At 58.9% G+C, this 23,592-nt stretch carries 18 protein-coding genes; 9 read left to right on the top strand and 9 right to left on the bottom strand.

Features of this window, described 5'->3' with window-relative positions; genetic code table 11:
* Positions 1 to 2: 2 nt before the first annotated feature.
* The 6 genes from rodA to CKW38_RS23710 all read right to left on the bottom strand — a co-directional run bounded on the left by rodA (position 3) and on the right by CKW38_RS23710 (position 6,047).
* Positions 3 to 1,106, bottom strand: a complete 1,104-nt coding sequence (gene rodA, locus CKW38_RS23735) for a rod shape-determining protein RodA (protein ID WP_042704880.1) — start codon at positions 1,104 to 1,106, stop codon at positions 3 to 5.
* A 31-nt stretch (positions 1,107 to 1,137) separates the two neighbouring features.
* Complete coding sequence (gene mrdA, locus CKW38_RS23730; protein WP_095114025.1) at positions 1,138 to 3,033, bottom strand: penicillin-binding protein 2; 1,896 nt, start codon at positions 3,031 to 3,033, stop codon at positions 1,138 to 1,140.
* A gap of 10 nt (positions 3,034 to 3,043) precedes the next feature.
* Positions 3,044 to 3,511: a 23S rRNA (pseudouridine(1915)-N(3))-methyltransferase RlmH gene (rlmH, locus tag CKW38_RS23725; protein ID WP_095114024.1), complete on the bottom strand. Its 468-nt coding sequence runs from the start codon at positions 3,509 to 3,511 to the stop codon at positions 3,044 to 3,046.
* A 9-nt stretch (positions 3,512 to 3,520) separates the two neighbouring features.
* Positions 3,521 to 4,012, bottom strand: coding sequence for a ribosome silencing factor (gene rsfS / locus CKW38_RS23720; RefSeq protein ID WP_007909591.1), 492 nt, complete (start codon positions 4,010 to 4,012; stop codon positions 3,521 to 3,523).
* Positions 4,013 to 4,084: 72 nt separating this feature from the next.
* Entirely contained in the window at positions 4,085 to 4,807 is a 723-nt protein-coding gene (gene nadD / locus CKW38_RS23715; protein ID WP_007909589.1) for a nicotinate-nucleotide adenylyltransferase, read from the bottom strand.
* The gene (locus CKW38_RS23710; protein ID WP_095114093.1) at positions 4,776 to 6,047 is read right to left on the bottom strand and encodes a glutamate-5-semialdehyde dehydrogenase; all 1,272 of its coding nucleotides are present in this window, start codon (positions 6,045 to 6,047) and stop codon (positions 4,776 to 4,778) included. Before CKW38_RS23710 ends, nadD begins: the two co-directional genes overlap by 32 nt.
* 177 nt (positions 6,048 to 6,224) lie before the next feature.
* Between CKW38_RS23710 and CKW38_RS23705 the strand changes: the two genes are divergently transcribed.
* The 6 genes from CKW38_RS23705 to CKW38_RS23680 all read left to right on the top strand — a co-directional run bounded on the left by CKW38_RS23705 (position 6,225) and on the right by CKW38_RS23680 (position 18,305).
* The gene (locus tag CKW38_RS23705) at positions 6,225 to 6,920 is read left to right on the top strand and encodes a DNA-3-methyladenine glycosylase (protein WP_007909587.1); all 696 of its coding nucleotides are present in this window, start codon (positions 6,225 to 6,227) and stop codon (positions 6,918 to 6,920) included.
* Between the two features lie 37 nt (positions 6,921 to 6,957).
* Entirely contained in the window at positions 6,958 to 8,274 is a 1,317-nt protein-coding gene (locus CKW38_RS23700) for a bifunctional DedA family/phosphatase PAP2 family protein (protein ID WP_007909586.1), read from the top strand.
* 350 nt (positions 8,275 to 8,624) lie between these two features.
* The gene (locus CKW38_RS23695) at positions 8,625 to 10,655 is read left to right on the top strand and encodes a hypothetical protein (protein ID WP_095114023.1); all 2,031 of its coding nucleotides are present in this window, start codon (positions 8,625 to 8,627) and stop codon (positions 10,653 to 10,655) included.
* A gap of 52 nt (positions 10,656 to 10,707) precedes the next feature.
* Positions 10,708 to 14,187 (top strand): calcium-binding protein, encoded by a 3,480-nt coding sequence (locus tag CKW38_RS23690; protein ID WP_095114022.1) that lies wholly within the window; start codon positions 10,708 to 10,710, stop codon positions 14,185 to 14,187.
* 330 nt (positions 14,188 to 14,517) lie between these two features.
* Positions 14,518 to 16,281 (top strand): hypothetical protein, encoded by a 1,764-nt coding sequence (locus CKW38_RS23685; RefSeq protein WP_256588445.1) that lies wholly within the window; start codon positions 14,518 to 14,520, stop codon positions 16,279 to 16,281.
* 155 nt (positions 16,282 to 16,436) lie between these two features.
* Entirely contained in the window at positions 16,437 to 18,305 is a 1,869-nt protein-coding gene (locus CKW38_RS23680) for a hypothetical protein (protein ID WP_256588444.1), read from the top strand.
* Between the two features lie 336 nt (positions 18,306 to 18,641).
* On the opposite strand, the gene CKW38_RS23670 is transcribed toward CKW38_RS23680, so the two are convergent.
* From CKW38_RS23670 to CKW38_RS23660, 3 genes are read right to left on the bottom strand one after another with little or no spacing between them, the layout of a single operon-like run.
* The gene (locus tag CKW38_RS23670) at positions 18,642 to 19,232 is read right to left on the bottom strand and encodes an LON peptidase substrate-binding domain-containing protein (protein WP_007909580.1); all 591 of its coding nucleotides are present in this window, start codon (positions 19,230 to 19,232) and stop codon (positions 18,642 to 18,644) included.
* Between the two features lie 10 nt (positions 19,233 to 19,242).
* Positions 19,243 to 19,959 (bottom strand): LrgB family protein, encoded by a 717-nt coding sequence (locus tag CKW38_RS23665; protein ID WP_007909579.1) that lies wholly within the window; start codon positions 19,957 to 19,959, stop codon positions 19,243 to 19,245.
* The gene (locus CKW38_RS23660) at positions 19,959 to 20,321 is read right to left on the bottom strand and encodes a CidA/LrgA family protein (protein ID WP_007909577.1); all 363 of its coding nucleotides are present in this window, start codon (positions 20,319 to 20,321) and stop codon (positions 19,959 to 19,961) included. The genes CKW38_RS23665 and CKW38_RS23660 overlap by 1 nt, the downstream gene beginning before the upstream one ends.
* A gap of 194 nt (positions 20,322 to 20,515) precedes the next feature.
* On the opposite strand from CKW38_RS23660, the gene CKW38_RS23655 reads away from it, so the two are divergent.
* From CKW38_RS23655 to CKW38_RS23645, 3 genes are all read left to right on the top strand, one after another.
* Positions 20,516 to 20,971: a MaoC family dehydratase gene (locus tag CKW38_RS23655; protein ID WP_007909575.1), complete on the top strand. Its 456-nt coding sequence runs from the start codon at positions 20,516 to 20,518 to the stop codon at positions 20,969 to 20,971.
* A gap of 102 nt (positions 20,972 to 21,073) precedes the next feature.
* A complete protein-coding gene (locus tag CKW38_RS23650) occupies positions 21,074 to 22,801 on the top strand; it encodes a C13 family peptidase (protein WP_095114018.1) in 1,728 nt (575 codons plus the stop codon).
* A 27-nt stretch (positions 22,802 to 22,828) separates the two neighbouring features.
* The gene (locus tag CKW38_RS23645) at positions 22,829 to 23,470 is read left to right on the top strand and encodes an oxidoreductase (protein ID WP_007909571.1); all 642 of its coding nucleotides are present in this window, start codon (positions 22,829 to 22,831) and stop codon (positions 23,468 to 23,470) included.
* The last annotated feature ends 122 nt before the right edge of the window (positions 23,471 to 23,592 follow it).

Genomic DNA, 23,592 nt, shown 5'->3' with positions numbered 1-23,592 from the left:
ATTCAAACCTGTGCGATCCACTTGCGATGGGTATGGATCGACATCAAAACCCCAAACGCTGACAGCAGCGTCACCAGCGAAGTTCCTCCGTAGCTAATGAACGGCAACGGCACCCCTACGACCGGCAACAGGCCACTGACCATACCGATGTTGACGAAAACGTAAACAAAAAACGTCATGGTCAGCGCACCGGCGAGCAATTTGCCGAACAGCGTCTGGGCCTGAGCGGTGATCACCAGTCCTCGGCCGATCAGCAATAGATAGATCAGCAACAGCGCACAGATGCCCACCAGGCCGAACTCTTCGCCGAGTACGGCAATGATGAAGTCGGTGTGGCTTTCCGGCAGAAAATCCAGGTGTGACTGGGTGCCGAGTAGCCAGCCTTTGCCGAACACGCCGCCGGAACCGATCGCGGCTTTCGACTGAATGATGTTCCAGCCCGTGCCGAGCGGATCACTTTCCGGGTCGAGGAAGGTCAGGATTCGCTGCTTCTGGTAGTCGTGCATGATGAAAAACCACATCGCCACCGACACTGGAATCGCCGCCGCCAGCACGCTGAGAATCCAGCGCCAGCGCAGCCCGCCCATGAACAGCACGAACGCACCGCCCGCGAGAATCAGCAGCGAAGTACCGAGATCAGGCTGGCGGACGATCAGGATGAACGGCACGCCGATCAGCATCAAACTGATGCCGACGTGCTTGAGTTGCGGCGGCAACGTGCGTTTGGACAGATACCAGGCGATGGTCGCCGGCATCAGGATTTTCATGAACTCCGAGGGCTGGAAGCGGATCACTCCGGGGATGTTGATCCAGCGTGTGGCGCCCATGGCGTTGTGGCCCATGATGTCCACCACCAACAGCAGCACCACGCCGATCACATAACCAAGCGGCACCCAGCGCGCCATGAAACGCGGCTCGAACTGGGCGATGACGATCATCGACACCAGACCGATGCCGAACGAGGTCGCCTGTTTGGCCAGCAGGTCCCAGCTCTTGCCGCTCGCCGAATACAGCACGAACAGGCTGCCGGCGGCGAGGATCAGCAGCAGGATCAGCAACGGGCCATCGATATGCAGTCTTTGCAGCAGCGTCGCGCGGCGACGCATCACATCCTCACTGGAGAGCATGCGATCAAAGTTATTCATCACGGGCCGTAGCCTCCGCACTGATTGGGCTGGCGTATTCGGCCTTCAAACGTCCGTCCTGATCGAGCAGCCAGGCGTCCATGACCTGACGCACAACGGGTGCGGCAACGCCGGAACCGGACTCACCGTTCTCGACCATCACCGACACGACGATGCGCGGGTCATCGGCCGGAGCGAAACCGACGAACAAGGCGTGGTCGCGGTGACGCTCCTGAACCTTGGAGCGGTCGTACTTCTCGCCCTGCTTGATCGCGACGACCTGCGCCGTACCCGATTTGCCGGCGATACGGTATTGCGCGCCGATGGCCGCTTTGCGCGCGGTACCGCGAGCGCCGTGCATCACTTGCTGCATGCCGTGGTTGACCTTGGCCCAGTCTGACGGATCACGCAGGACGATGTCCGGCATCGGATTCTCGTCCACCGGCTTCACCCCTTCGAGGGATTTGGCCAGGTGCGGGCGATTCCAGATGCCTTTGTTGGCGACCAGCGCAGTCGCCTGGGCGAGTTGCAGCGGAGTCGATTGCATGTAGCCTTGGCCGATCCCGAGGATCAGGGTTTCGCCGGGGAACCACGCCTGCTTGCGCGTCGCCCGCTTCCATTCACGGGAAGGCATCAGGCCGGGGGATTCTTCGAACATGTCCAGCGAGACCTTCTGGCCGATGCCGAACTTGTTCATGTAGGCCGAGAGCCGATCAATGCCGAGCTTGTGCGCCAGGTCATAGAAGTAGGTGTCGTTGGACCGCATGATCGCCGTGTCGAGGTCGACAAAGCCGTCGCCCGTGCGGTTCCAGTTACGGTATTTGTGATCGTAGTTGGGCAGCATGTAGTAGCCCGGGTCGAACACTCGACTGGACGCCGTCACCACACCGGAATCAAGACCGGCAATCGCCACCGCAGGCTTGATCGTCGAACCCGGCGGATACAGACCGCGCAGCACGCGGTTGAACAATGGCCGGTCGATGGAATCACGCAACTCGGCGTAGGCCTTGAAGCTGATGCCGGTGACGAACAGGTTCGGGTCAAAGCTCGGCTGACTGACCATCGCCAGCACCTCGCCGGTCTTCGGATCCAGCGCAACCACCGCGCCACGACGCCCGCCCAACGCTGCCTCGGCCGCTTCCTGCAACTTGATGTCCAGACTCAGGACGATGTCCTTGCCGGGAATCGGATCGGTGCGCTTGAGCACTCGCAGTACGCGGCCACGGGCGTTGGTCTCGACTTCTTCGTAACCGACCTGACCGTGCAATTCCGGCTCGTAGAAACGCTCGATGCCGGTTTTGCCGATGTGATGGGTGCCGCTGTAATTGACCGGATCGAGGCTCTTCAGCTCTTTCTCGTTGATCCGCCCCATGTATCCCACCGAATGCGCGAAATGCGCGCCCTGCGGATAGTGACGAACCAATTGTGCAACCACTTCCACGCCCGGCAGGCGGAACTGATTCACCGCGATCCGGGCAATCTGCTCTTCGCTCAGTTCGAACAGGATCGGCACCGGCTCGAACGGCCGGCGCCCCTGACGCATGCGTTTTTCGAAGATAACCCGGTCTTCAGGCGTCAGCTCCAGCACTTCGACGATAACGTCGAGCACTTGCTGCCAGTCGCCGGAGCGCTCGCGGGTCATGCTCAGGCTGAAGCTCGGACGGTTGTCCGCCACCACCACGCCGTTGCGGTCGAAAATCAACCCACGGGTCGGCGGAATCGGCTGCACGTGGACGCGGTTGTTTTCCGAGAGCGTCGAGTGGTACTCGTACTGGATCACCTGCAAGTAATACAGCCGCGCGATCAGCACGCCGATCAGCAACATGATCGCAATGGCCCCGAACACGACGCGGCTACGCACCAGGCGTGCGTCCTTTTCGTGGTCCTTGATGCGGATCGGCTGAGACATGAGGGCTGGATTACTTGTGGTAAGGGTGACCGGACAGCACGGCCCAGGCACGATACAACTGTTCGCCGATCAGGATCCGCACCAGTGGGTGCGGCAACGTCAGCGGCGACAACGACCAACGCTGATCGGCACGGGCACAGACTTCCGGCGCCAGCCCTTCCGGGCCACCAACCATGAAATTGACCGTGCGCGAATCCAGCCGCCAGCGATCAAGTTCGACCGCCAGCTGCTCGGTGCTCCAGGGTTTGCCGTGGACTTCCAGCGTGACAATCCGCTCGTTCGGCCCGACCTTGGCCAGCATGGCTTCGCCTTCCTGGCGGATGAAACGGGCCACGTCGGCATTCTTGCCACGGGTATTGAGCGGTATTTCCACCAGTTCCAGCGCCAGCTCGGACGGAAGACGCTTGGCATATTCATGCCAGCCTTCTTCCACCCACTTGGGCATGCGTGAACCGACGGCGATCAGGCGCAGTCGCACAGCAATCCCTTACAGCTGGTCTTTGTTGAGCTTGGTGAAGTGCTCGTGGGTGTTTTCCGGGCTGTGGTGCTTGGCGTCGGCCGCACGGCTTTGCTCGGCACCGGCCCACAGGCGCTCCAGGTCGTAGAACTGACGTGCCGAGGCGGTCATCATGTGCACGATCACCAGGTCCAGGTCCAACAGCACCCAGTCGCTGTCGCCCTTGCCTTCTTCGCCCAGCGGCTTGGCGCCCTGCTTTTTGACTTCTTCGCGAACCTTGTCGAGCATCGCGTTGATCTGGCGGTTGGACGTACCGGTAGCGATGATCATGTAGTCAGTGATGCTCTGCTTGTCGCGGACATCAATGATCTGGATATCTTGCGCCTTGACGTCTTCCAGTGCCGCTTCGGCAAGCTTGACCAGCTGATCGCCAGTCAGTGGCTCATTGGTGTTGATCGGCTCAGGCAGCGGAGCGCTCTTGAATGTACCTTTGCGCTTAACTTTCTTTTCGTTGTCAGTCATATAAAACTCGTTTTGCTCATATATTCGGCGGCTTGGCGATACGTGGATTCGTATCAGTGAAGCACGCCTTGCTCAGTTCGACGCACGGTACAGACCGTGCGCATCGATGTAGGCCAGGACCGCGTCGGGCACCAGGAAACGTACCGACTTACCGCTGGCCAGCAGTTGACGGATCTGGGTGGCGGAAACCGCGAGCGGTGTCTGCCAGACGAATGCAATCTGTCCGCTCGGCCCTTTCAGGGCCAGCGGGTCGCTCACCGAACGCGCTGCCAGCAGGTTGCGCAAGGCATCCGGCGGTTCGCTGTCGGCGTCCGGGCGCTGTAGCACCAGGATGTGGCAATGCTGGAGCAACTCCTCCCAGCGATGCCAAGTGGGCAGGCCGCAAAATGCGTCCCAGCCCAAAAGCAGAAAAACCTGGGTCTCGGCGGGCATTTCAGCCCGCATCGACTCCAGGGTATCAATGGTCCAGGACGGTTTGTCCCGCTGCAATTCGCGGGCGTCCACCACCAGCGGCGGCATTCCGGCCACCGCACACTCGACCATCGCCAGCCGATCCTGCGCCGACACCTGCGGCGTACCGCGATGGGGCGGGCGCGCGTTCGGCATCAGGCGCAACTCGTCGAGCGCCAGCGCTTCGGCGACTTCCAGCCCACCGCGCAGATGACCGATGTGCACCGGATCGAACGTGCCGCCCAGAACGCCAATGCGCCGAGGGCGGGACTCGCTGCCGGGTGCCGGCGCTGTCAGGTCGAGGTCGGTCAAGTCAGACCGTCGCCTGGCCGCGCAACTGGCCATCACCGACCACGACGTACTTCTCGCAAGTCAGTCCTTCGAGGCCCACCGGGCCGCGGGCGTGCAGCTTATCAGTAGAAATGCCGATCTCGGCACCCAATCCGTATTCAAATCCATCGGCGAAACAGGTCGGGGTGTTGATCATCACCGACGCCGAGTCGACTTCCGCGACAAACCGACGAGTGTCGGCGAGGTTTTCGCTGACAATCGAGTCGGTGTGATGGGAGCCGTAATGGTTGATGTGTTCAATGGCCTGGTCCAGACCGTCGACCACGCGAATCGACAGAATCGGCGCCAGATACTCGGTGCTCCAGTCGTCTTCGCTGGCGGCAACGGCGTCGATGATCGCCCGCGTACGTTCGCAACCACGCAGTTCGACGCCTTTTTCGCGGAACTGGGCGGCCATCGACGGCAGGAAATCCTTGGCAACAGTTTGATCGACCAGCAACGTCTCCATCGCACCGCAAATACCGTAGCGATAAGTCTTGGCATTGAACGCAATGCGTTGGGCTTTCGGCAAGTCGGCATGGGCACTGACGTAAACGTGGCAGATGCCGTCCAGATGCTTGATCACCGGCACACGGGCATCGCGACTGATGCGTTCGATCAGGCCACGGCCACCGCGCGGTACGATGACATCGACGTACTCGGGCATGGTGATCATCGCGCCAACAGCGGCACGGTCAGTGGTTTCGACCACTTGCACCACGGCGGCGGGCAATTCGGCCTCGGCCAGACCGCGTTGAATGCACGCGGCAATCGCCCGGTTGGAATGAATCGCCTCGGAGCCGCCGCGCAGGATGGTCGCGTTGCCGGACTTCAGGCACAGGCTCGCGGCATCGATGGTCACGTTTGGCCGGGATTCGTAGATGATCCCGATCACGCCCAGCGGCACACGCATTTTGCCGACCTGAATCCCCGACGGACGGAAGCTCATGTCGCGGATCGCACCAACCGGGTCCGGCAGTGCAGCGACCTGACGCAGACCGACGATCATGCCATCGATACGCGCCGGGGTCAGTTCCAGACGCTCCAGCAATGCCGGTTCCAGACCATTGGCGCGGCCGGCAGCCAGATCCTGCTCATTGGCGGCGGCAAGCTCGGCACGCGCGGCGTCCAGGGCATTGGCAGCAGCCTGCAAGGCGCGGTTTTTCTGCGCAGTGCTGGCACGGCCGATGACCCGGGAGGCTTCACGGGCGGCGCGACCCAATCGGGTCATGTAGTCAAGAACGGACTCAGTCATGGTCTGCTGGGGTCTTGGCAAAGAGGAAAGCGGCAGATTATAGCTGTCGCGTCCCGGGACTAACAGCGGTGACGGGCGGATGGTCGAAATGAACGCGGATTCGCCGGTGTTCAGGCCCAATTAAGCCACGCGTTGTTATCATCACGACCTCCTGAGCCTGGATAATAATTGAATGCCATGTCCGATCTGACCGTTCGCAACCGCGCCGAACGCCTGCCGCTGGGGCTGCCCGACGCCTTTTTCGACCGAGATGCGCAAGTGCTGGCGCAGGACCTGCTCGGCAAAGTCATCCGGCACCGGGTTGGCGATCTGTGGCTGAGCGCGCGAATCATCGAAACCGAAGCCTATTACTGTGCCGAAAAAGGCAGCCATGCCTCGTTGGGCTACACAGAAAAACGTAAGGCTTTATTTCTGGATGGCGGTCACATCTATATGTATTACGCCCGAGGCGGTGATTCGCTGAACTTCAGCGCGCAGGGGCCGGGCAATGCGGTACTGATCAAATCCGCTTATCCGTGGGTCGATGAAGTCAGCGGGCCGGCGAGTCTGGCGCAAATGCTGCTGAACAATCCCGACGCACAGGGACGTGCGCGTCCTTCGCAAAAACTCTGCGCCGGGCAAACCCTCTTGTGCAAAGCGTTGGGACTGAAAGTGCCAGTGTGGGACGCCAAGCGTTTCGATCATGAAGTCCTTCTGGTAGAAGACACCGGGCCGGCACCTTCGCACATCATTCAAACCACCCGCCTGGGCATTCCCCGCGGCCGCGACGAACACCTGATGTACCGCTTTGTCGACGCAAACCATGCGCAATGGTGCACGCGGAACCCGCTGCGACGCGGTCAGGTCGAAGGCCGGGATTATTTCTTGCTGTAACCCCCACAGGGTTAATCAACGATTGGAGTTTTTCTGTATGGGCCCATGGCTCGATAGCGTTACCGGGTGGCTGGCGGCGAATCCACAATGGCTGGCTGTGGCGGTGTTCATTGTTGCCTTTGTGGAGTGCCTGGCGATTGCCGGTTTGATCGTGCCGGGCACCGTGCTGCTGTTTGCCGTCGCCGTACTGGCCGGCAGCGGCGCTCTTTCGCTGAGCGAGACGCTGTTGCTGGGTTTCCTCGGCGGGATTCTCGGCGATGCCGTTTCGTACTTCCTCGGCCGCCATTTCCACCAGAACATTCGACGCCTGCCGGGGCTACGGCATCATCCGGAATGGATGGCCGGTGCCGAGTCGTATTTCCAGCGCTACGGCATCGCCAGTCTATTGGTCGGCCGCTTCATCGGGCCGTTGCGGCCAATGCTGCCCATGGTCGCCGGCATGTGCGACATGCCCTTCCCGCGTTTCGCCGCTGTCAGCCTGCTGGCGGCTGCCGGCTGGAGTCTGGCCTATTTGCTGCCGGGCTGGGCCACCGGCGCGGCCTTCCGCCTGCCATTGCCAGAAGGGTTCTGGCTGGAAGCCGGAATTGTCGCCGGCAGCATCGCCGTGATGGTCGGCCTCAGCGTCAACAGCAGCCTGCGCCGGCACCGCCGCGCGACGATCTGGATCAGCAGCATGAGCCTGTTGATTCTGATTGGCCTGTTCATCGGCTACCCGTACCTGACCGCGCTCGATCAAGGCGTAATGACGCTGGTGCAGGAACATCGCCAACCAATGCTGGATGAAATTGCGGTCACGCTGACCCTGGTCGGCGAGTTCCGCAACATGCTGTTGTTCAGCGCCCTGCTGACCGGTCTGTTGCTGCTGTGCCGGCAATGGCGCCAGGCGATCTTCGTCGGCGGCACGCTCCTGGTGACCGCACTGGCCAACACCGGAACCAAATATTTCTTTGCCCGGGTGCGCCCGGAAGTGCTGACCGATCCATTGACCACCTACAGCATGCCCAGTGGCCATGCCTCAGGTTCGTTCGCGCTGTTTCTGACCCTGGCAGTACTCGCCGGCCGTGGCCAGCCGCCACGCATGCGCCTGACCTGGTTGCTGATCGCCTGTATTCCGGCTCTTTCCATCGCACTGTCGCGGGTCTATCTGGGGGCTCACTGGCCAACCGACGTATTGGCCGGCGCTATGCTCGCCGCCTGTGTCTGCGCTGCCGCCCTGTGGCTGAGTCAACGCAAAACCGCACTCAATCCCATGCCGTACAAGATCTGGTGGTTGATCTTGCCGGCCATGTTGGCGCTGTTTGGCTTTTTCGTCCTCAGGCATCTGCCTCATACGCTGTTGCGTTACGCCTATTGAACGAGGCAATACACAAGGCTTATTTCCTTCGCGCTGCTCTTTTAAGAAACTTCCGACATGAGCGGCGCACTTCTCCCATTCAAACTTTCTCGCAGCCGGTAAAACTTCCCGCCTGACCAACCGACAACTTCATACATTTAAAAGACGCTATAACAAAAGTTACACTTCCAACAAGAATTAGAACAACAATAACTTTCGCCACGCCGAAAATGCGCTAGATTAAATTCACAAACATTAAAACCCGTCAAACTCACCCCTTCAACTTCAATTCGACGGGCCGCATTGCTGTTACAAAAATTTCACCACTTACATCAGGCTTTTAAACTCTTTAATATTATTTCGAGCATTCCATGAGTCCGAAGATTCCCCGCAAACCGCCCCTGTCTTCCTCGCAACAACCTGATCCGGTCTCCCTACACCATCAGCACGTTGCTCCGGGCGTTCCGCCAGCCTACCGATTGCCGGGTTTTGCGCACCCATCGGATCCCGCTCGCCCCACCGGCACGCATTCAACTTCGCAGAGCATCACTCCCCCCTCCGTGGTCATTCATGCCATGCCGACGCAAAATCCGGCCCATCTCGCGAATGACGGTTCGGTGGAAAGCTACTGGCTTTCCGATGAATTTCTGGTAGGCATGCGACCGGCTGACGACAACGGTTTCCGCTGGATCGTCAATCGCCAGTTTGTCGACGTCGAATATGCAGGTGGCCTGCAAACCACCCACGTCGGCCTTGATGAAGCGGGCCACTATCGAAGCAAGTCGCTGTTCGAACGCGTGCCGTCCGGCCCGCGGCTTTACAAAAACGAAGGCCAGGCGACCTGGCGCCTGACAGAACGCCCCTCAGAGCCCGCGCTATCGACAAAGCGCCCCGCCCTGCCAACGGCCGAGCACTCCGGTCTTGCTCCCGTCGCCAAGCGACCGCGCCCCGCCCCCGCCTATCTCAACCAAAGCCATTACGCGGCAACACCGCGCTCACCGGACCCTCAGGGCTATTACGAACTCAAACCGTCTCTCGATCGCCACAGCGCCGACATACAATTTGCCTTCAGGGATCAATTCGGCAACTGGGTTCAAGTCGATCCACCCGCCGCCGGATTCGGCGCACAACACGCCCTGTTAAAGCACTGGACCGATCACGAGATCTGGCAGACATACGGCATTCATGGCCAGGAGATCGCGCGGTTTCGAGCTGACGCCCAGGCACTTGGCAAACCGCCACAGTGGGTCGAATCCGTGACCACGAACAATCCGCTCACCGATTTGCTGGGCGACTCCCTGCGCTGGCTACATCCCGACATGAATCTCCAGCAGCGCGAAACCCTACTGCAGTCCTACAACTTGCTGCCGAGTCAATTGACGCGCTTGCGAGATGACCTGCTCAGCGAACTGGCCATCCCGCAATGGGCTCAGAAACACAAGCACCTGACAGAGAACCTCGATAACCCGCAGCGTCTGGAGCAACTGAGTCGGGACGCGAGCGAAGAACTCAATCTCAAACGCGGTGCTCAACATGACTGGTACAACCCCAAAGCCAGCATGACCCCTGAAGTGCTCGAAGCACTGCTGAATAAACTCGGTTATCAGCGCAACCAGAACAATTGCCTGTACCGCACGGACGTGCCGGCCCTGTTCCGCGGCGATGATCGTACGCCTTTCGAACTCGCCAATGACGAGGCGATGCTCCCGCGCTACCACCACGAACCCGGCGCGACGACTCACAAACCGATGAGCGCCACCTTCAGCCTGAATGAAGGTCAGGTGTATGCCCGGGCACCCGACCCCGAGTACTTGCGCTTCAACAGCCAGACCAACAAGCACCCGGGAGGGGACGTTGACGGCCAGGCCACAGACAGCGATGCCAGTGACACGCCAAGTACCTCGTCTTCCGAGTGGTCCGAAGCCACAAGCCCGATCCCGTGGGATCACGATCGTCACTACGAGTCCACACGTACGCGCCAGACAGTCATGTTTCTGTATGCGCTCGACACCCGCCGTCTTGAGGTGGTCCCCCATGAAGAAAACATTCGCTTCAACTCAGCGGCCCGCGATACCTCCACGACCTGGTTTCCCTCCGATGATTTCGAAGGGCTGATTTCGGTCACCCGAAGCGGGCTGAATGCCGACCGCGTCTGGCTATTGAACACCGCCCTGACCAAAGGGGTGAAAGTCGACGACATCAGGTACCAGGCCGGAGATCGCGCTGAACGGATCGAGGCCGCCACCCATGCCGGGCACGCCAACAAATTCGAATACGACCTGCTGATCGACCAGGTCGAGGCCGCAGGCAAGCCCGTGCTCAGACTGTCCGGCAACGGCAACGAATTCGCCTACGACATCACTTGGCCCGAAACGGACAAACCACCAACTCAAGGCCAGTGATACGCCGGTAAGGACACCGGATCCATGGGCTTTACATTAAAGGATTAATGACATGTCAAAAATCATCTCCCCACCTATGCAGATTGCCAACGTCAGCCCCGTTCAGGTCGTGCCTCTCAACGTTTCGGCCAATCCTCATACACCGCTGGCGAGCACGCTCCACGACGTCACGCCGTCAGACGACGCTGACGCCCCCTATCGACGCACGCTCAAATCCCTCGACAAACATTTCGGGCGGCTACGTTTCGGCGAAATACTGACCAGCCGCGTCGAACTTCAGGCATTGGGCGCGACGGTCCATGGCCAGCCCATCAGCCCTGCGAACGCAGGCATGCAAACACCGGATCAAACATTTCTCGACGGGCTCAATTTCGAGGAGACCAGAGTCAAGGACCGACTGCGTTCGGCGCATACCCCGGACAGCGACACCCCGGCCATGCTGTTCTTCGAGATCGCCTTGATGCGTTCGGTAGACGCCCCTCCTCTGTTCATCAGCGATACACCGCAGGCTCCAGGCAGCGCGATGGATCGCATGAATCAGTTGGGCAAGGCCGCGCAGAAACTGGATATCCACCGTGCCGACTCTTTCGAAAACGCCCCTGGCTGGATCAGTAAAAACAAAAGCTATCTGATGAGCGGCGCAGGCGTAGGCATGCAGGCATTCGGCATCTACAGCGGCTACAGGGCAATGATCGACGCGATCAGACAAGGCGATGCGCTGGAAGCGATTTTCCAGGGAGGTTCGATCGCTGCCGAATTTGGCTCATTGATCATCGAACGAGGCCTGACCAAGACCGGTGAGGCGATGCTCACGAATGGCGCGACCGCGTTCAAGTATTTCCCGCTGACTTCGGTAGGCAAATACATGAGCCGGGGCGCCGGATTGTTCGCCAGCGTGATCACCCTTCCGTTCGACATCATCGATGCGGTCAAATCGTTCAACGCCGCCGCTGCAGCGCAAGGTAAAGAAGCTCAGGATCACTATGTCAGTGGTGGCCTGAGCGTCGCCGGCGCAGGTATCAGCCTGGTGCTGGGCATCGCTGCACTGGCAGGCTTCGGCAGTACCGCCGGGCCGCTCGGCCTTGCCGCCGCCGGTTTGCTCATCGCCGCCTCGGTGATTTACCAGGCCGCAAGGGTGGTGGATGACATTGATGATTACATTGAACTGACTTTCCACGAACGCTTGCGCTCTGGCTGGTTCGCCTTCACCCGCCAGGACCTGGACACGCAAGTCATGGATCGCTTCAAACTTTCCAAAGGCTTTATTGATCACGAGAAGCAGCTGGAACTGTCGGCTAAGGACCTGCTTGAAGGCGCCTACAAAAACGCCATCGAGCACGTAGTGAATGGCATTTTCAGCGTCGAATTGAAGCCGGTTGAACTCTGGCGCTATCAATGGAATGAAAGCACCGGCGAGAAGCCGTTCAAACTCGACAGTCAGGCGGTCATCGTCGGCGGTGACGACATCGTGGATGCCAGTAATGGCTTGCCCGCTGATCTCAAAGGCAAGGTCAGCGGCAGTGCAGGCGATGACAAAGGCGTGCTCTGGCGCCTCGGGGATGGAAATGACCGGGTCGTCGGCGTCAGGGCGAAAACCAACCTCTTCACCTACCGCGAAGGACACAAAGCGCTGACCGGGGGTGACAGGAACGATGCGTTTCATCAGGAGATCAACGAACAGGCTTTGAATCTTGCTACCCCACCGGCTCATCTCAATGTGCTGGATGGTGGCGGCGGCTCAGACACCCTGGCCTTTGAAGGCATTCGCCCGCGTTCTGATACTCGTCACATTGGCCACGACATCAATCTGCAAACGGGCCGAGTGGCTTTGCGAGGAATTGATCTCGCTGCTGATGCGGTGGAAGTCGCACACCTCACCTCGTTTGAAAACGTCTCGACATTGCACAAGGGGACGAGCCGGGTCATCGGGACTGATGAGGCCAACCGGATTGTCGCCAACGGTTACGACCGCATCAGCACCGGCGCCGGTGACGACACCATTGCCATCTACGGAACTGACTGCCGGGTTGAGGGCGGGGCCGGCACAGATCGGTACTACATTGCCAACACCAATGCACGGACGACGATTGTCGAGGATGGCGAGCAGTCGAGCCTGGTCGAGTTCGGTTGGCCAATGGAGGTCATTCAGCAATGGGAGATCGTCGGCACCTCGTTGATCGTGCGCTCCTTGCGCGACGAAGATGGCAAAGATCCCGAACATGTCCTGACCATCGAAAATGTCTACCAATGGATCGAGAACAAACGCCACCTGAGGAACGGCCAGTGGCGATTCATGACGGAGGACGGTTATGAGCTGATGGCGCTGCTGCCAGCGCAACCGGACGACACGGTGAATCAACGCATCGAGATGGCAATAACCGTCAGTGGTCAGGCCGCCCTGCCCCCCCAAATCGTCAACGACGGCACCGTCATCATTGCCGCAGAAGGGTTGAAGCGGCATTTCGTGTCACGCACTGAGCGCAATGTCGAGTTTGTGGCCAAGCGCAATACACCTGAAACCTCCAGAAACGTTTACCTGGATTTCACGGATTCGGAAATTGTCGACGTCGTCGTCAGCTATGAGGTCGAAGTGCGCAAAGGCGTTTCGGGTTACACCTACCTGATTTATAAAGATATCGATCTTTCAATCCGGCTGCCGGAAAAAGTCGTGGCATTCAAAGGGGTGATCCAGCCAATCGCTGCCGCTACGGGGTACGGCGGGAGAAACAGCCTGAAAGTCACCACTGCACACCTTGCACAAAACATCGCCCTGATCCTGCAGGATGAAGTTTCATACCGACTTCAAGTGCCCGACCTGGACTACGAAGACGATGTAAAAAATCCCGGCCGCAGGGTACGTCGCACCCGCAGTTGCCTGATAAAGCGCAATGGCAGATATCTGTTTACCCGACCACAACCCGGCGAGAAGACTCCGCTTCCGGCGTATAACAGCACCGTTGTGATCGACGCCAGGCCTCATACCGGCATTTATCTGCTCGAAGGAAAAGGTGCCACTTACGACATCCACCTTGCGAGCAACTCGATCATTCGCCTCTCCACTCCCGGCGCAACGGCAAAAACAAGCAATGCGTCTACCTGGAATCTTTTCAGCCATACGCTGAAAGAAACCGTGTCACGCAACGACATTCAGTTGAACGCCAACCGCTTGCGAGTCGCCAGCGTCACAATTGAATTGCCCGATATCGAAGACGACGTGCCGGTGGAGTTCATCAGCGTAGCAACTTCATCCGGCAACATTTATGAGGTTTCCCTGCTGTTTGAAGTGTTTCAGCTTTACGTCATAGACGCCCGCAGTCATGCCAGCGTCGAGGCGCTTCTGGCCGAGATCACTGCACATCAGCAACGGAACGAACTGGCGGCAGTCGTTTATGTCACCCACATCGCTCCGACGTCTGGAGAAAGCGGCACAGTGCTTTACAACTCGAAGAGGAAGTATTGGGGGCGTGTTGGCGATCCGGCAGCGCGAATCAAACCCGAAGACCTGCTGATCGAAGCGGCCGTCACTCTCTGAACATTTTCAGCCAATGATCAACAAGCCCGGACGATGCCACTCATTGTCCGGGTGCGTGCATCACTCAGCCAAGGAAAGGCTGTGTCAAACATAAAGGAGATTCACTGCATGCGACAAAAGCAGGGGTCACGTCCCCCCTCACCGACAGTCGACACGCCGGCCACCACAACACGCGCGTCTGCAGATCACTCGGCGAACAAATCGGCAACTCCCACACTGGAAAACATTCCCGGCCATTTTCCACTCCAATCGCCTTCTTCCTCCAAGCGGCCCCGTGTGGATGAGCCAGGCAGCTCCCGACAAGAAACCTCGCCAATCGAAGTCAGCGTCATGTCGCCCGACCGTGCCGACATGCCATTTTTTTCGGCAACCTCACTCGAAGATTTCGTGCAACCCTACTTCGGCGATCTGCCTACACCCAATGCAACCGGTATCAGGCGTTATCTCACCAAAGAGTGGGTCGATGTCCAGCTTCCAGGCACGCAAGGCCGGCAGCACGTTTGCGTTAAATACGATGCCGACCTCAAGGCATATCGAGTGATGTCCTTCAGACGCCTGGCCCCTGGCCCACCGATATACCGAACCACGCAGGACAATCTGTGGAGCCTGAATCGTCACCGCACGTTCCTGAATGGCGATGATTATGCGTTCTCCGCGACCGCAAACGCTGATGGCCACTACGCATTCCGCGCACTCGGATCGAGCAGTGATTCAGCCATTCTCGGCTATGCCATCAATCACCCGGAGCATCACTGGATTGCCATCGATCCGGCGCAAGCAAAACACGAGAGACTGGCCGACAGGCCGCTGGTGCAATGGTCGGATCAAGACATCCAGCGAATGTACATTCTGGATGACACCCGGATTGCCGCCTTCCGCACTGAAGCGCAAGCCTCCGGCAAGGCACCGGACTGGGCACCCCGGGCGCAGAACAGCGAAGACTATCTGTTTGTCGCCGAGTCATTGAAGTGGCTGCATCCACAACTGCCTCTTGCCCAGCGTCTGGAATTACAGCGCAGCTATAACCTGACCCAGGACCAACTGTGTCGTCTGCGTACAGAATCGGGCGACGGCCAGATACCGGAATGGGCTGAACAGCATAAACGTCTGAGCCTTGACCCGAGCAATGACCAGCGCTTCAAACTGATCGCCGACGAACTGGAAAACTACGTTCAAGACTTGAGAACCCAAGGGCTGGCCTTCGACCATCACTGGCCCGCCACCCGGTACAGCGATGTTTTTTTAGCCGATTACGCGACCCACCTTGGCTACCAGCGAACCCGACACAACATGCTCTACCGCACGGACATTCCGGCGATGTTCCGGGGCGAAACCCGATTACCCTTCGAATTGGCCAGGGACGGGCGGATGATGTACCGCAAAGGCAATCCCACGGGCACCACGAACAAGCGTGCGCTGAGTGCAACGTTCGGGCTGCATGACGCCACTGCTTATGCGGCAACCAGGGGCGGCTTCTATCACGAGCTGCATTACAACTCGCAGGCCAATCGCTTTCCCGGCGTGAATCCACAGAGCTCCAAAGGACGCAGCAGTGAGCCCTCGGATTCCGGCGACAGTTCAGTGTCGGACGGTAAACGGACCGGCGACGAAGCCGACTCAGACAGCTCCTTCGTTTTCGATGACTCGAAAGGTTATGAATCCACTCGCCGCCAGCAAAACACGTCCTTTGTGTATGTCATCGACACACGCGGTCTGGAAGTGGTGCCGGGGGCGGAGAACAAGGCATTTAACCCCGGCAACAGTAAATTCTTCTTCGACGAACTGGAGGGGCATATCTCGACACCCACACGCGGCATCAGTGCCGAGCGTATCTGGCTGGTTCGTTCCGATCTGACGCGCGCCGCCCGGGTCAAGGATGTGCTGGAGCAGGCCGCTGACCGAGTCGCGGCAATCGAACAGGCCACCTGGGCAGGAACCGACAGTCAAACAGGCAGCTATTTTGGCAGCAACGCTTATGACCGCCTGATCGATGGAATCGCCGGTTCAGGCGGCCTGATTCTTGAACTCCCCAAGGGCGACAAGACGTTCGCCGACGACATCGTCTGGCCGGCTCCCGAGCATGACCGGCCCTGACTCATTCAGCCAATGGATGGCTGACTCAATCACATGGAGTGACTTTTATGCGCCAAAAACCCGGGCCACTGCGCCCATCCCCAACCACAGAGACACCCGCCACCTCGACACCCCGTCCTGCGCCCTCCGATCGTCCAGTCGATCTGGATCCCCGTTTGCCTGGCCGCATCAGACCGGACGGGACAAACGAATCACCGGGCATTAACGCCGACGGCCCTCACAGCAGCACCTCAAAAGTGGAATCCGCCATTTCGATTACGCAGATGCTCGAAACGCAAATGCCCCTGCCTTATACAACAACCTCGCCCCTCGAGCCCTATTTGCAGAACGTCGATGCGTCTTTGAGCCACGACGCAGACGGGCTGAAGGTTCACAAGGGTCGCACGTTCGCGGACATCGCCCAGGAAGATGGATCAGCCGCCGGGCTGACGGTGATGGTGGCGTTCCACGATCTGATGAAAGCCTACCGGGCCAGGTTGCCGAGTGAGCGGATGCCATCCGGACCTCCGCTTTATCGAGTCGCTGACAGCAACCTCTGGAGCTTGAAAAAGCCCATTGCGTACTACCCTCTTGATCGCTACACCGTGCATGAAAAGGGTAATACCTACTCTGTATATGTGCCAGATGCACAGGGCTACTACGCGGTACACGAATGGAAACATGTGCCGCATCACGGCGACTTTATCATGCGCCGTGATGTCGGCTTTGCCTTCAAGGATCGACACGGCCAGCTGGTTAAAGTCGACCCGAGCGAGGCTCGCGGAGATGCATCCGTACCCTTGAAGCTCGCGCACTGGACCGATCGCGAAATATGGGACGTTTACAACATCCACGGTGCAGAAGTTGTGGCCTTCCGAGCCGAGGCCCAAGCCAGCGGCAGAGCACCGGACTGGGCAAGACGCACCGATAATGACGATCACCACAAATCCCTCATGAACTCCATGAGATGGTCCTATCCGCAGAAATCCCGGAGCGAATGCGCCGAACTTCTGCGCAGCTACAACTTGACCATCGCCCAGCAAAAACGCTTGCTCCCGGACATGGATAACGGCTTTCCCGAATGGACCGAACAGCACAAACGATTAACTCAGAACACGCTGGACGAACGCCGCTTCGATCAGATTGCAGAGGAAATGCAGCCATTGATTCTAAGAATAAGAGAAGAAGGCGAGCTGCCTGATTTCGACTCACATCCCGTTGAACAACGCTATGAAGAAAGTTTTCTGAAAAGTTATCTGGAATATGCCGGCTACCAGTTCACCAGGCATGGCTACCTTTTCAGAACGGACATCCCGGCCATGTTCCGCGCCGATTTGCGCACGCCTTTCGAACTGGCGCGGGACAAACGACTGGTGAAATTGAGGGGCAACCCTTCAGACTCCACGAACAAATCGGCTTTCAGTGCGACATTCTCTGCGGCCAAGCTCAAGTCCTACATGTTTTTTGATTACTACTCCAACCCTCGGCATTACAACAGCCAGGCTAACCGTTATCCGGGGCATTTCTCTGACAGCGATTCGTCGAGCGGGAATCGACACAGCTCAGCTAACGATTCTGATACATCGTTTGAAATGGACAACTCGCGTGACTATCCATTGCTGCGGCGCAAACAACTTCTTGGCTTCCGTTACGTCATCGACACCCGCGGCATCGAAGTGGTCCCCCGAGATGAAAACATTTACCTGAACGACATGGATTTTGACGGTGATCCATTGGAAGGCCGGATATCAATGCCGACGCGAGGTATCAGCGCAGAAAGAATCTGGCTGGTGAGATCGGACCTGAGCCAGGCAGCCAGAGTCGAGGATATCTTGCGGCAGGCCGGTGACAAAGCTGAAGCTATCGAGAAAGCCACATGGGCAGGTACCGACGGGCACGATGTCTATTCTTATGGACTCACTGCTTACGACAAATTGATAGATCAAATAGCCAACTCCGGCGGTGTCGTGTTGAAGTTGCCAAAAGGCGAAAGCACCTACTCTAACGATGTGACCTGGCCAGTAGCCGAACATTACCGAGCCTGACAAAAGGCGCCATTCATTTAAAAATGAATGGCGCCTTTGTATTAATCAGCGGCTGGACGTTATTTGATCACCTTGATCACGAATGTTGCCGGTTTGCTATTGAACGCGTTATGCCCCGTCAGATGAGGGTCGACATTGAGGAATGATCCGTTTCGGCATGCTTCAGAATATACTTGCCGGCAATGTCATCCCAAAACTCCCACTCGTCTTCATATACAGTCATGATTTCATCCTTATTTTTATTCAAGTCGCCCGTCTCCTGCGGGCAACTTGAAATCAAGACAAAAACGAAAGCAAACAATGTTGGTGGATTCAATGGGTTAATTCAAAGTACAACTAGGCGAACAATTCACCCTGTAGCTCGTCAAGCAATGCCTGAATCGCATCCAACCGTTGCTGGGGATCGTCAAGTTGCAGCAGGTCGATCTTGTCTTCTTCTGCGAACGGCAGCAGATAGGCCAATTGATTAGCCAGCGATTGCTGACCCAGCGCATCGGTGCCCATGTTCAGCGCTTCGACCATCGGATGCTCGGCCAACGCCTTGAGCAGCGCCACCAGGTCAGCGTCTTCGTCCTGAAGCGGTTGCTCGGGCTCGTCATCCAGCCAGTCGACATCGGCGAGGATCAACTGGTCGCGCTGCACCTCGGTACGCGACACCGTGAACCGCCGCCCACCTTGGACACGAATGCCCAGCAAGCCGTTGTCCTGCTGCTGGAAGTCGGTGATGCGTGCTTCGCAGCCGACCAAGGCAAAACCTTGTGGTGCGACGCCGACTTCTTGGCCGTCGAGGATGCACACCACGCCGAAACCGCCGCCCTGTTTCATGCAGCGGCCGATCATGTCCAGGTAGCGCGCTTCGAAGATCTGCAAGTCGAGGTTGCAGCCGGGAAACAGCACTGTGTTCAGCGGGAAAAGCGGCAGACTCATAGACATTTCCTTACACCACCATCGACACCGCCAACGGCAGGAAGACTGCCGTGGCCACGCCCATCAGACTCATTGCCAGCGCCGCGAAGGCACCGCACTCATCACTTTCCTGCATGGCCACCGCCGTGCCGACCGCGTGGGCGGTCATACCCAGCGCCATGCCGCGCGCTTCGGGGCTGTGCACACCGAGGCGGTTCAACAGCGTCGGACCAAAGATCGCGCCAATCACCCCGGTGATCAACACGAATACCGCCGCCAGCGCCGCAACGCCGCCGATCTGTTCGGCCACCAGCATGGCGATCGGTGAAGTCACCGACTTCGGCGCCATGGTCATCAGGATCATGTGCTCGGCACCGAACCACCAGCCCAGCAACACGCCCATGCCCGTCGCCACCACCCCGCCTATCACCAGCGTAGTAAAAATCGGCCAGAACAATTGGCGAATACGCCGCAGATTGAGATACAGCGGCACCGCCAGCGCCACGGTCGCCGGGCCAAGCAGAATGCTGAGGATCTCGGTGCTCTTGCGATACTCGGCGTAGGTCAGGCCGCAGCCGACCAGAATGCCAATCACCAACAGCATGGAGACCAGCACCGGTTGCAGAAAGATCCAGCGGGTTTTCTCGAACGCCGCCAGCACCAGTTGATAGGCACCGAGGGTGATGCCGATGCCGAACAGCGGATGATGAATGACCGAAGCCCAGGCGCCCTGCCAGTCGAAAAGCATCAGGATTCCTCCGACGCTGGCGCGTGCCGTTTAACCAGGCGCTGCATCAATACCCCGGCGAACGCCATCGACAGCAGCAGCGACAGCACCAGTGCGCCGACAATCGCCCAGAAATCGGCGGCAATGGCTGTGGCGTAAACCATCACGCCGACGGCTGGTGGCACCAGCAGCAATGGCAGATAACGCAGCAGACTGCCGGCCGCAAGGTTCAGCGGTTCGCCGACTTCACCGCGAATGATCAGGAAGACCAGCAACAGCAGCAGGCCGATGATCGGCCCCGGCAGCACCGGCAACAGCAAATGATTGAGCGCCGTGCCGAGCAATTGAAACAGCACCAGCAAGGTCAGGCCACGTAGCAACATCCGACATCTCCGTCTTACTTTTTGCCCAGCAGGGGCTCGGCATTATAAGCACGCCTGCGCTATGGATCGGCATTCGCCAAAAGCATGGTCGGTTGACCGGAGCAAATCGCCATGATGATCTACAGTGGTTCGCAGGGAGGTCAAATCCCCCCACCTGAAAAACTATAAAACCGATGAACCCAAGGAGAGTCTCAATGCCCTATGTTCCCGTTGCAGAGCTCAAAGATTATGTCGGCAAGGAACTCGGACGTTCCGAATGGCTCACCATCGATCAGGAACGCATCAACCTGTTCGCCGAAGCCACCGGTGATTATCAGTTCATTCACGTCGACCCGGTCAAAGCCGCGCAAACGCCATTTGGCAGCACCATTGCCCACGGTTTCCTGTCGTTGTCGCTGATCCCGAAATTGATGGAAGACATCCTGATCCTGCCGCAAGGCGTGAAGATGGTCGTCAACTACGGTCTGGACAGCGTGCGTTTCATCCAGCCAGTGAAGGTCAATTCCAAAGTTCGCCTGAAGGTCGATCTGGGTGAAGTCACCGAGAAAAAACCCGGGCAGTGGCTGCTCAAAGCCACCGCGACCCTGGAGATAGAGGGTTCGGACAAACCGGCCTATATCGCCGAGCCACTGTCGCTCTGCTTCGTCTGATGGTTCCGGATGCGAAGCAGCGCACGCTGTTTCGCGTCACGTCTCTATATATGCGACGCATAGCTGCGGCATACTCGGTCGCCTAATTGCCCGGATCCCGCTATGCGCTCACTTGCACGTCTTGCACCCCTTGCCTTGACCCTGATGCTCACCGCTTGCGGCGACGGCGAATCGCTGTTGCCGCCGGATGCGCGCCTGCCCGACGGCGGTCGCTATCGCGGTGAACTGGTCGATGGCTTGCTGCAAGGTCAGGGCCGCGTCGACTACCCCAACGGCAGTTGGTACGCCGGCCAGTTCGACAAAGGTCAGTGGCATGGTCAGGGCGAATGGCATGGCAGCAATGGCGAGGTTTATCGCGGGCAGTTTCAGCAAGGTCTGTTCGACGGTCAGGGCAGCCTGGCCACCAACGCCAGCAGTTACACCGGCGGCTTCAAGCAGGGCCGCCGCGAAGGCGAAGGCACCCTGAAAGAAAACGCCATGACCTACCGTGGCGAGTTCAAGGCTGATCAATACTCCGGGCTCGGTCGTCTGGAAATGGACGACGGCAGCTCCTATCAAGGCCAGTTCGCCCACGGCAAACCGAACGGCGAGGGTCAGCGCGGCGACGCCAGCGGAAACTCGTTCAGCGGGCATTTCGTCAACGGTCAGCTGGAAGGCAACGGCACCTTCAACAGCGCGGACGGCGATATCTACGTCGGCGGTTTCAAGAACAATCAACTGCACGGCAAAGGTCGCTACGAAAACGCCGACGGCGATGTCTGGCTCGGCCAGTTCAAGGAAGGCGCGCTGACCGGCAAGGGCGAACTGATCGGCGCCGATGGCAGCCATTACATCGGCGTGTTCAGCGACTGGCGCTTCAGCGGTCAGGGCCGTTTGAACCTGCCTGATGGCAGTTTCTACATCGGCGGTTTCGACAACGACAGTTACTCCGGACGCGGCACCCTGGTGCTCACCGATGGCAGCGTCATGAGCGGCACCTGGATCAACGGCCAGCGCGTGCGCGACGCCGACGGCAAGTTGCTGCCCGATACGCTCGAACTCGGTTTGCTCGCTCAGGGCCGTCTGCTCGAGGACGCACTGGCCGCCATTCCCGCGTCGACCCCGGCAGTCGAGCTGTACACCCTGACCCTCGGCGGTGATGGCAAGCAAAGCGTGTTCCTGCGCGAATCCGACTATGTTGCCAACATGCTCAACACGCGCTTCGGCGCTTTTGGCCAGATCCGTCTGGTCAACCACCGTGACCACCTCGGCGACCGGCCGATGGCCACCCGCGAGAACCTGCGTCGTGCCGCGCAAACGCTGGCCGAACGCAGTGGCCCGGAAGATCTGCTGTTCATCTACCTGACCAGCCACGGCACCGCCGAACATGAACTGGTGCTCGACCAGCCGCGTATGGAACTGGCCGACCTGCCCGCCGACGAACTCGCCGCTGTGCTGGCGCCATTGAAAAACCGCGACAAGATCATCGTGATCTCGGCCTGCTACTCCGGCGGTTTCATCCCCGCGCTGAAAGACGAGCGCACACTGATCATGACCGCCTCGCGCGCTGACCGGGTGTCCTTCGGCTGCTCGGAAGAAGCTAACTTCACCTACTTCGGCGACGCGCTGTTCGCCCAGGCTCTGAATCAGACCGACGATCTGGAGCAGGCCTTCAAACTGGCCAAAGCCACCGTCGCCGAGCGTGAACTGGCGGACAATTTCGAAGCGTCGGAGCCGCAGATCTGGGCGCCGAAAACCGTGCTCTCGCACTGGCAACTGCTGCGCAAACAGCAAGCCAGAAAAGCATTGCAAAGTGCTGCGTTGAACGACGGAGCGATAAAGAGCAACTAAGCTGAACAGTATCAAGGGAGAGACACTATGTACTTGACGCCTCAGCACGTATTGCTTGCCGGAGCCACCGGTTTGACCGGTGAACATCTACTCGACCGTTTGCTCAACGAGCCAACGATTTCACGCGTGCTCGCCCCTTCGCGTCGACCCTTGGCGGAACATCCGCACCTGGAAAATCCGGTGGGCGATCCGCAGGCATTTCTGCCGCAGCTCAGTGGTCGCGTCGATATCGCCTATTGCTGCCTCGGCACCACCATCAAACAGGCCGGCTCGGAAGCGGCGTTTCGCGCGGTGGATCTGGACATGGTCGTGGCGTTCGCCAAGCGCGCGCGAGAGATGGGCGCGCGGCATCTGATTGTGATCAGCGCGATTGGCGCCGATCCGAAATCGTCGGTCTTCTACAATCGGGTCAAAGGCGAAATGGAGCAGGCATTGCGTGCGCAGGACTGGCCGCAACTGACCATTTGCCGGCCATCGCTGTTGTTGGGTGAGCGAACTGAACCGCGTCTTGCCGAGCAACTGGCCGGACCTTTGTCGAAGCTGATTCCGGGTAAATACCGAGGCATCGAAGCTTGCCATTTGGCGCGGGCGATGTGGCGCCTTGCCCTGGAAGAGCAGGATGGGGTACGGGTGATCGAGTCGGATGAGCTGCGCAAGCTCGGCAAATAATCTTCCGCCGCATGATCGTTCCCACGCTCTGCGTGGGAATGCAGCCACGGACGCTCTGCGTCCCAAAGCATGACGCAGAGCGTCGCCGGAGGCGTTACCACGCAGAGCGTGGCAACGATCTG

This window comes from Pseudomonas sp. Irchel 3H7 (assembly GCF_900187605.1).
GTDB lineage: Bacteria > Pseudomonadota > Gammaproteobacteria > Pseudomonadales > Pseudomonadaceae > Aquipseudomonas.
Note: the sequence above shows the minus strand (reverse complement) of the source record. Positions and strands in the feature narration are given on the sequence as shown.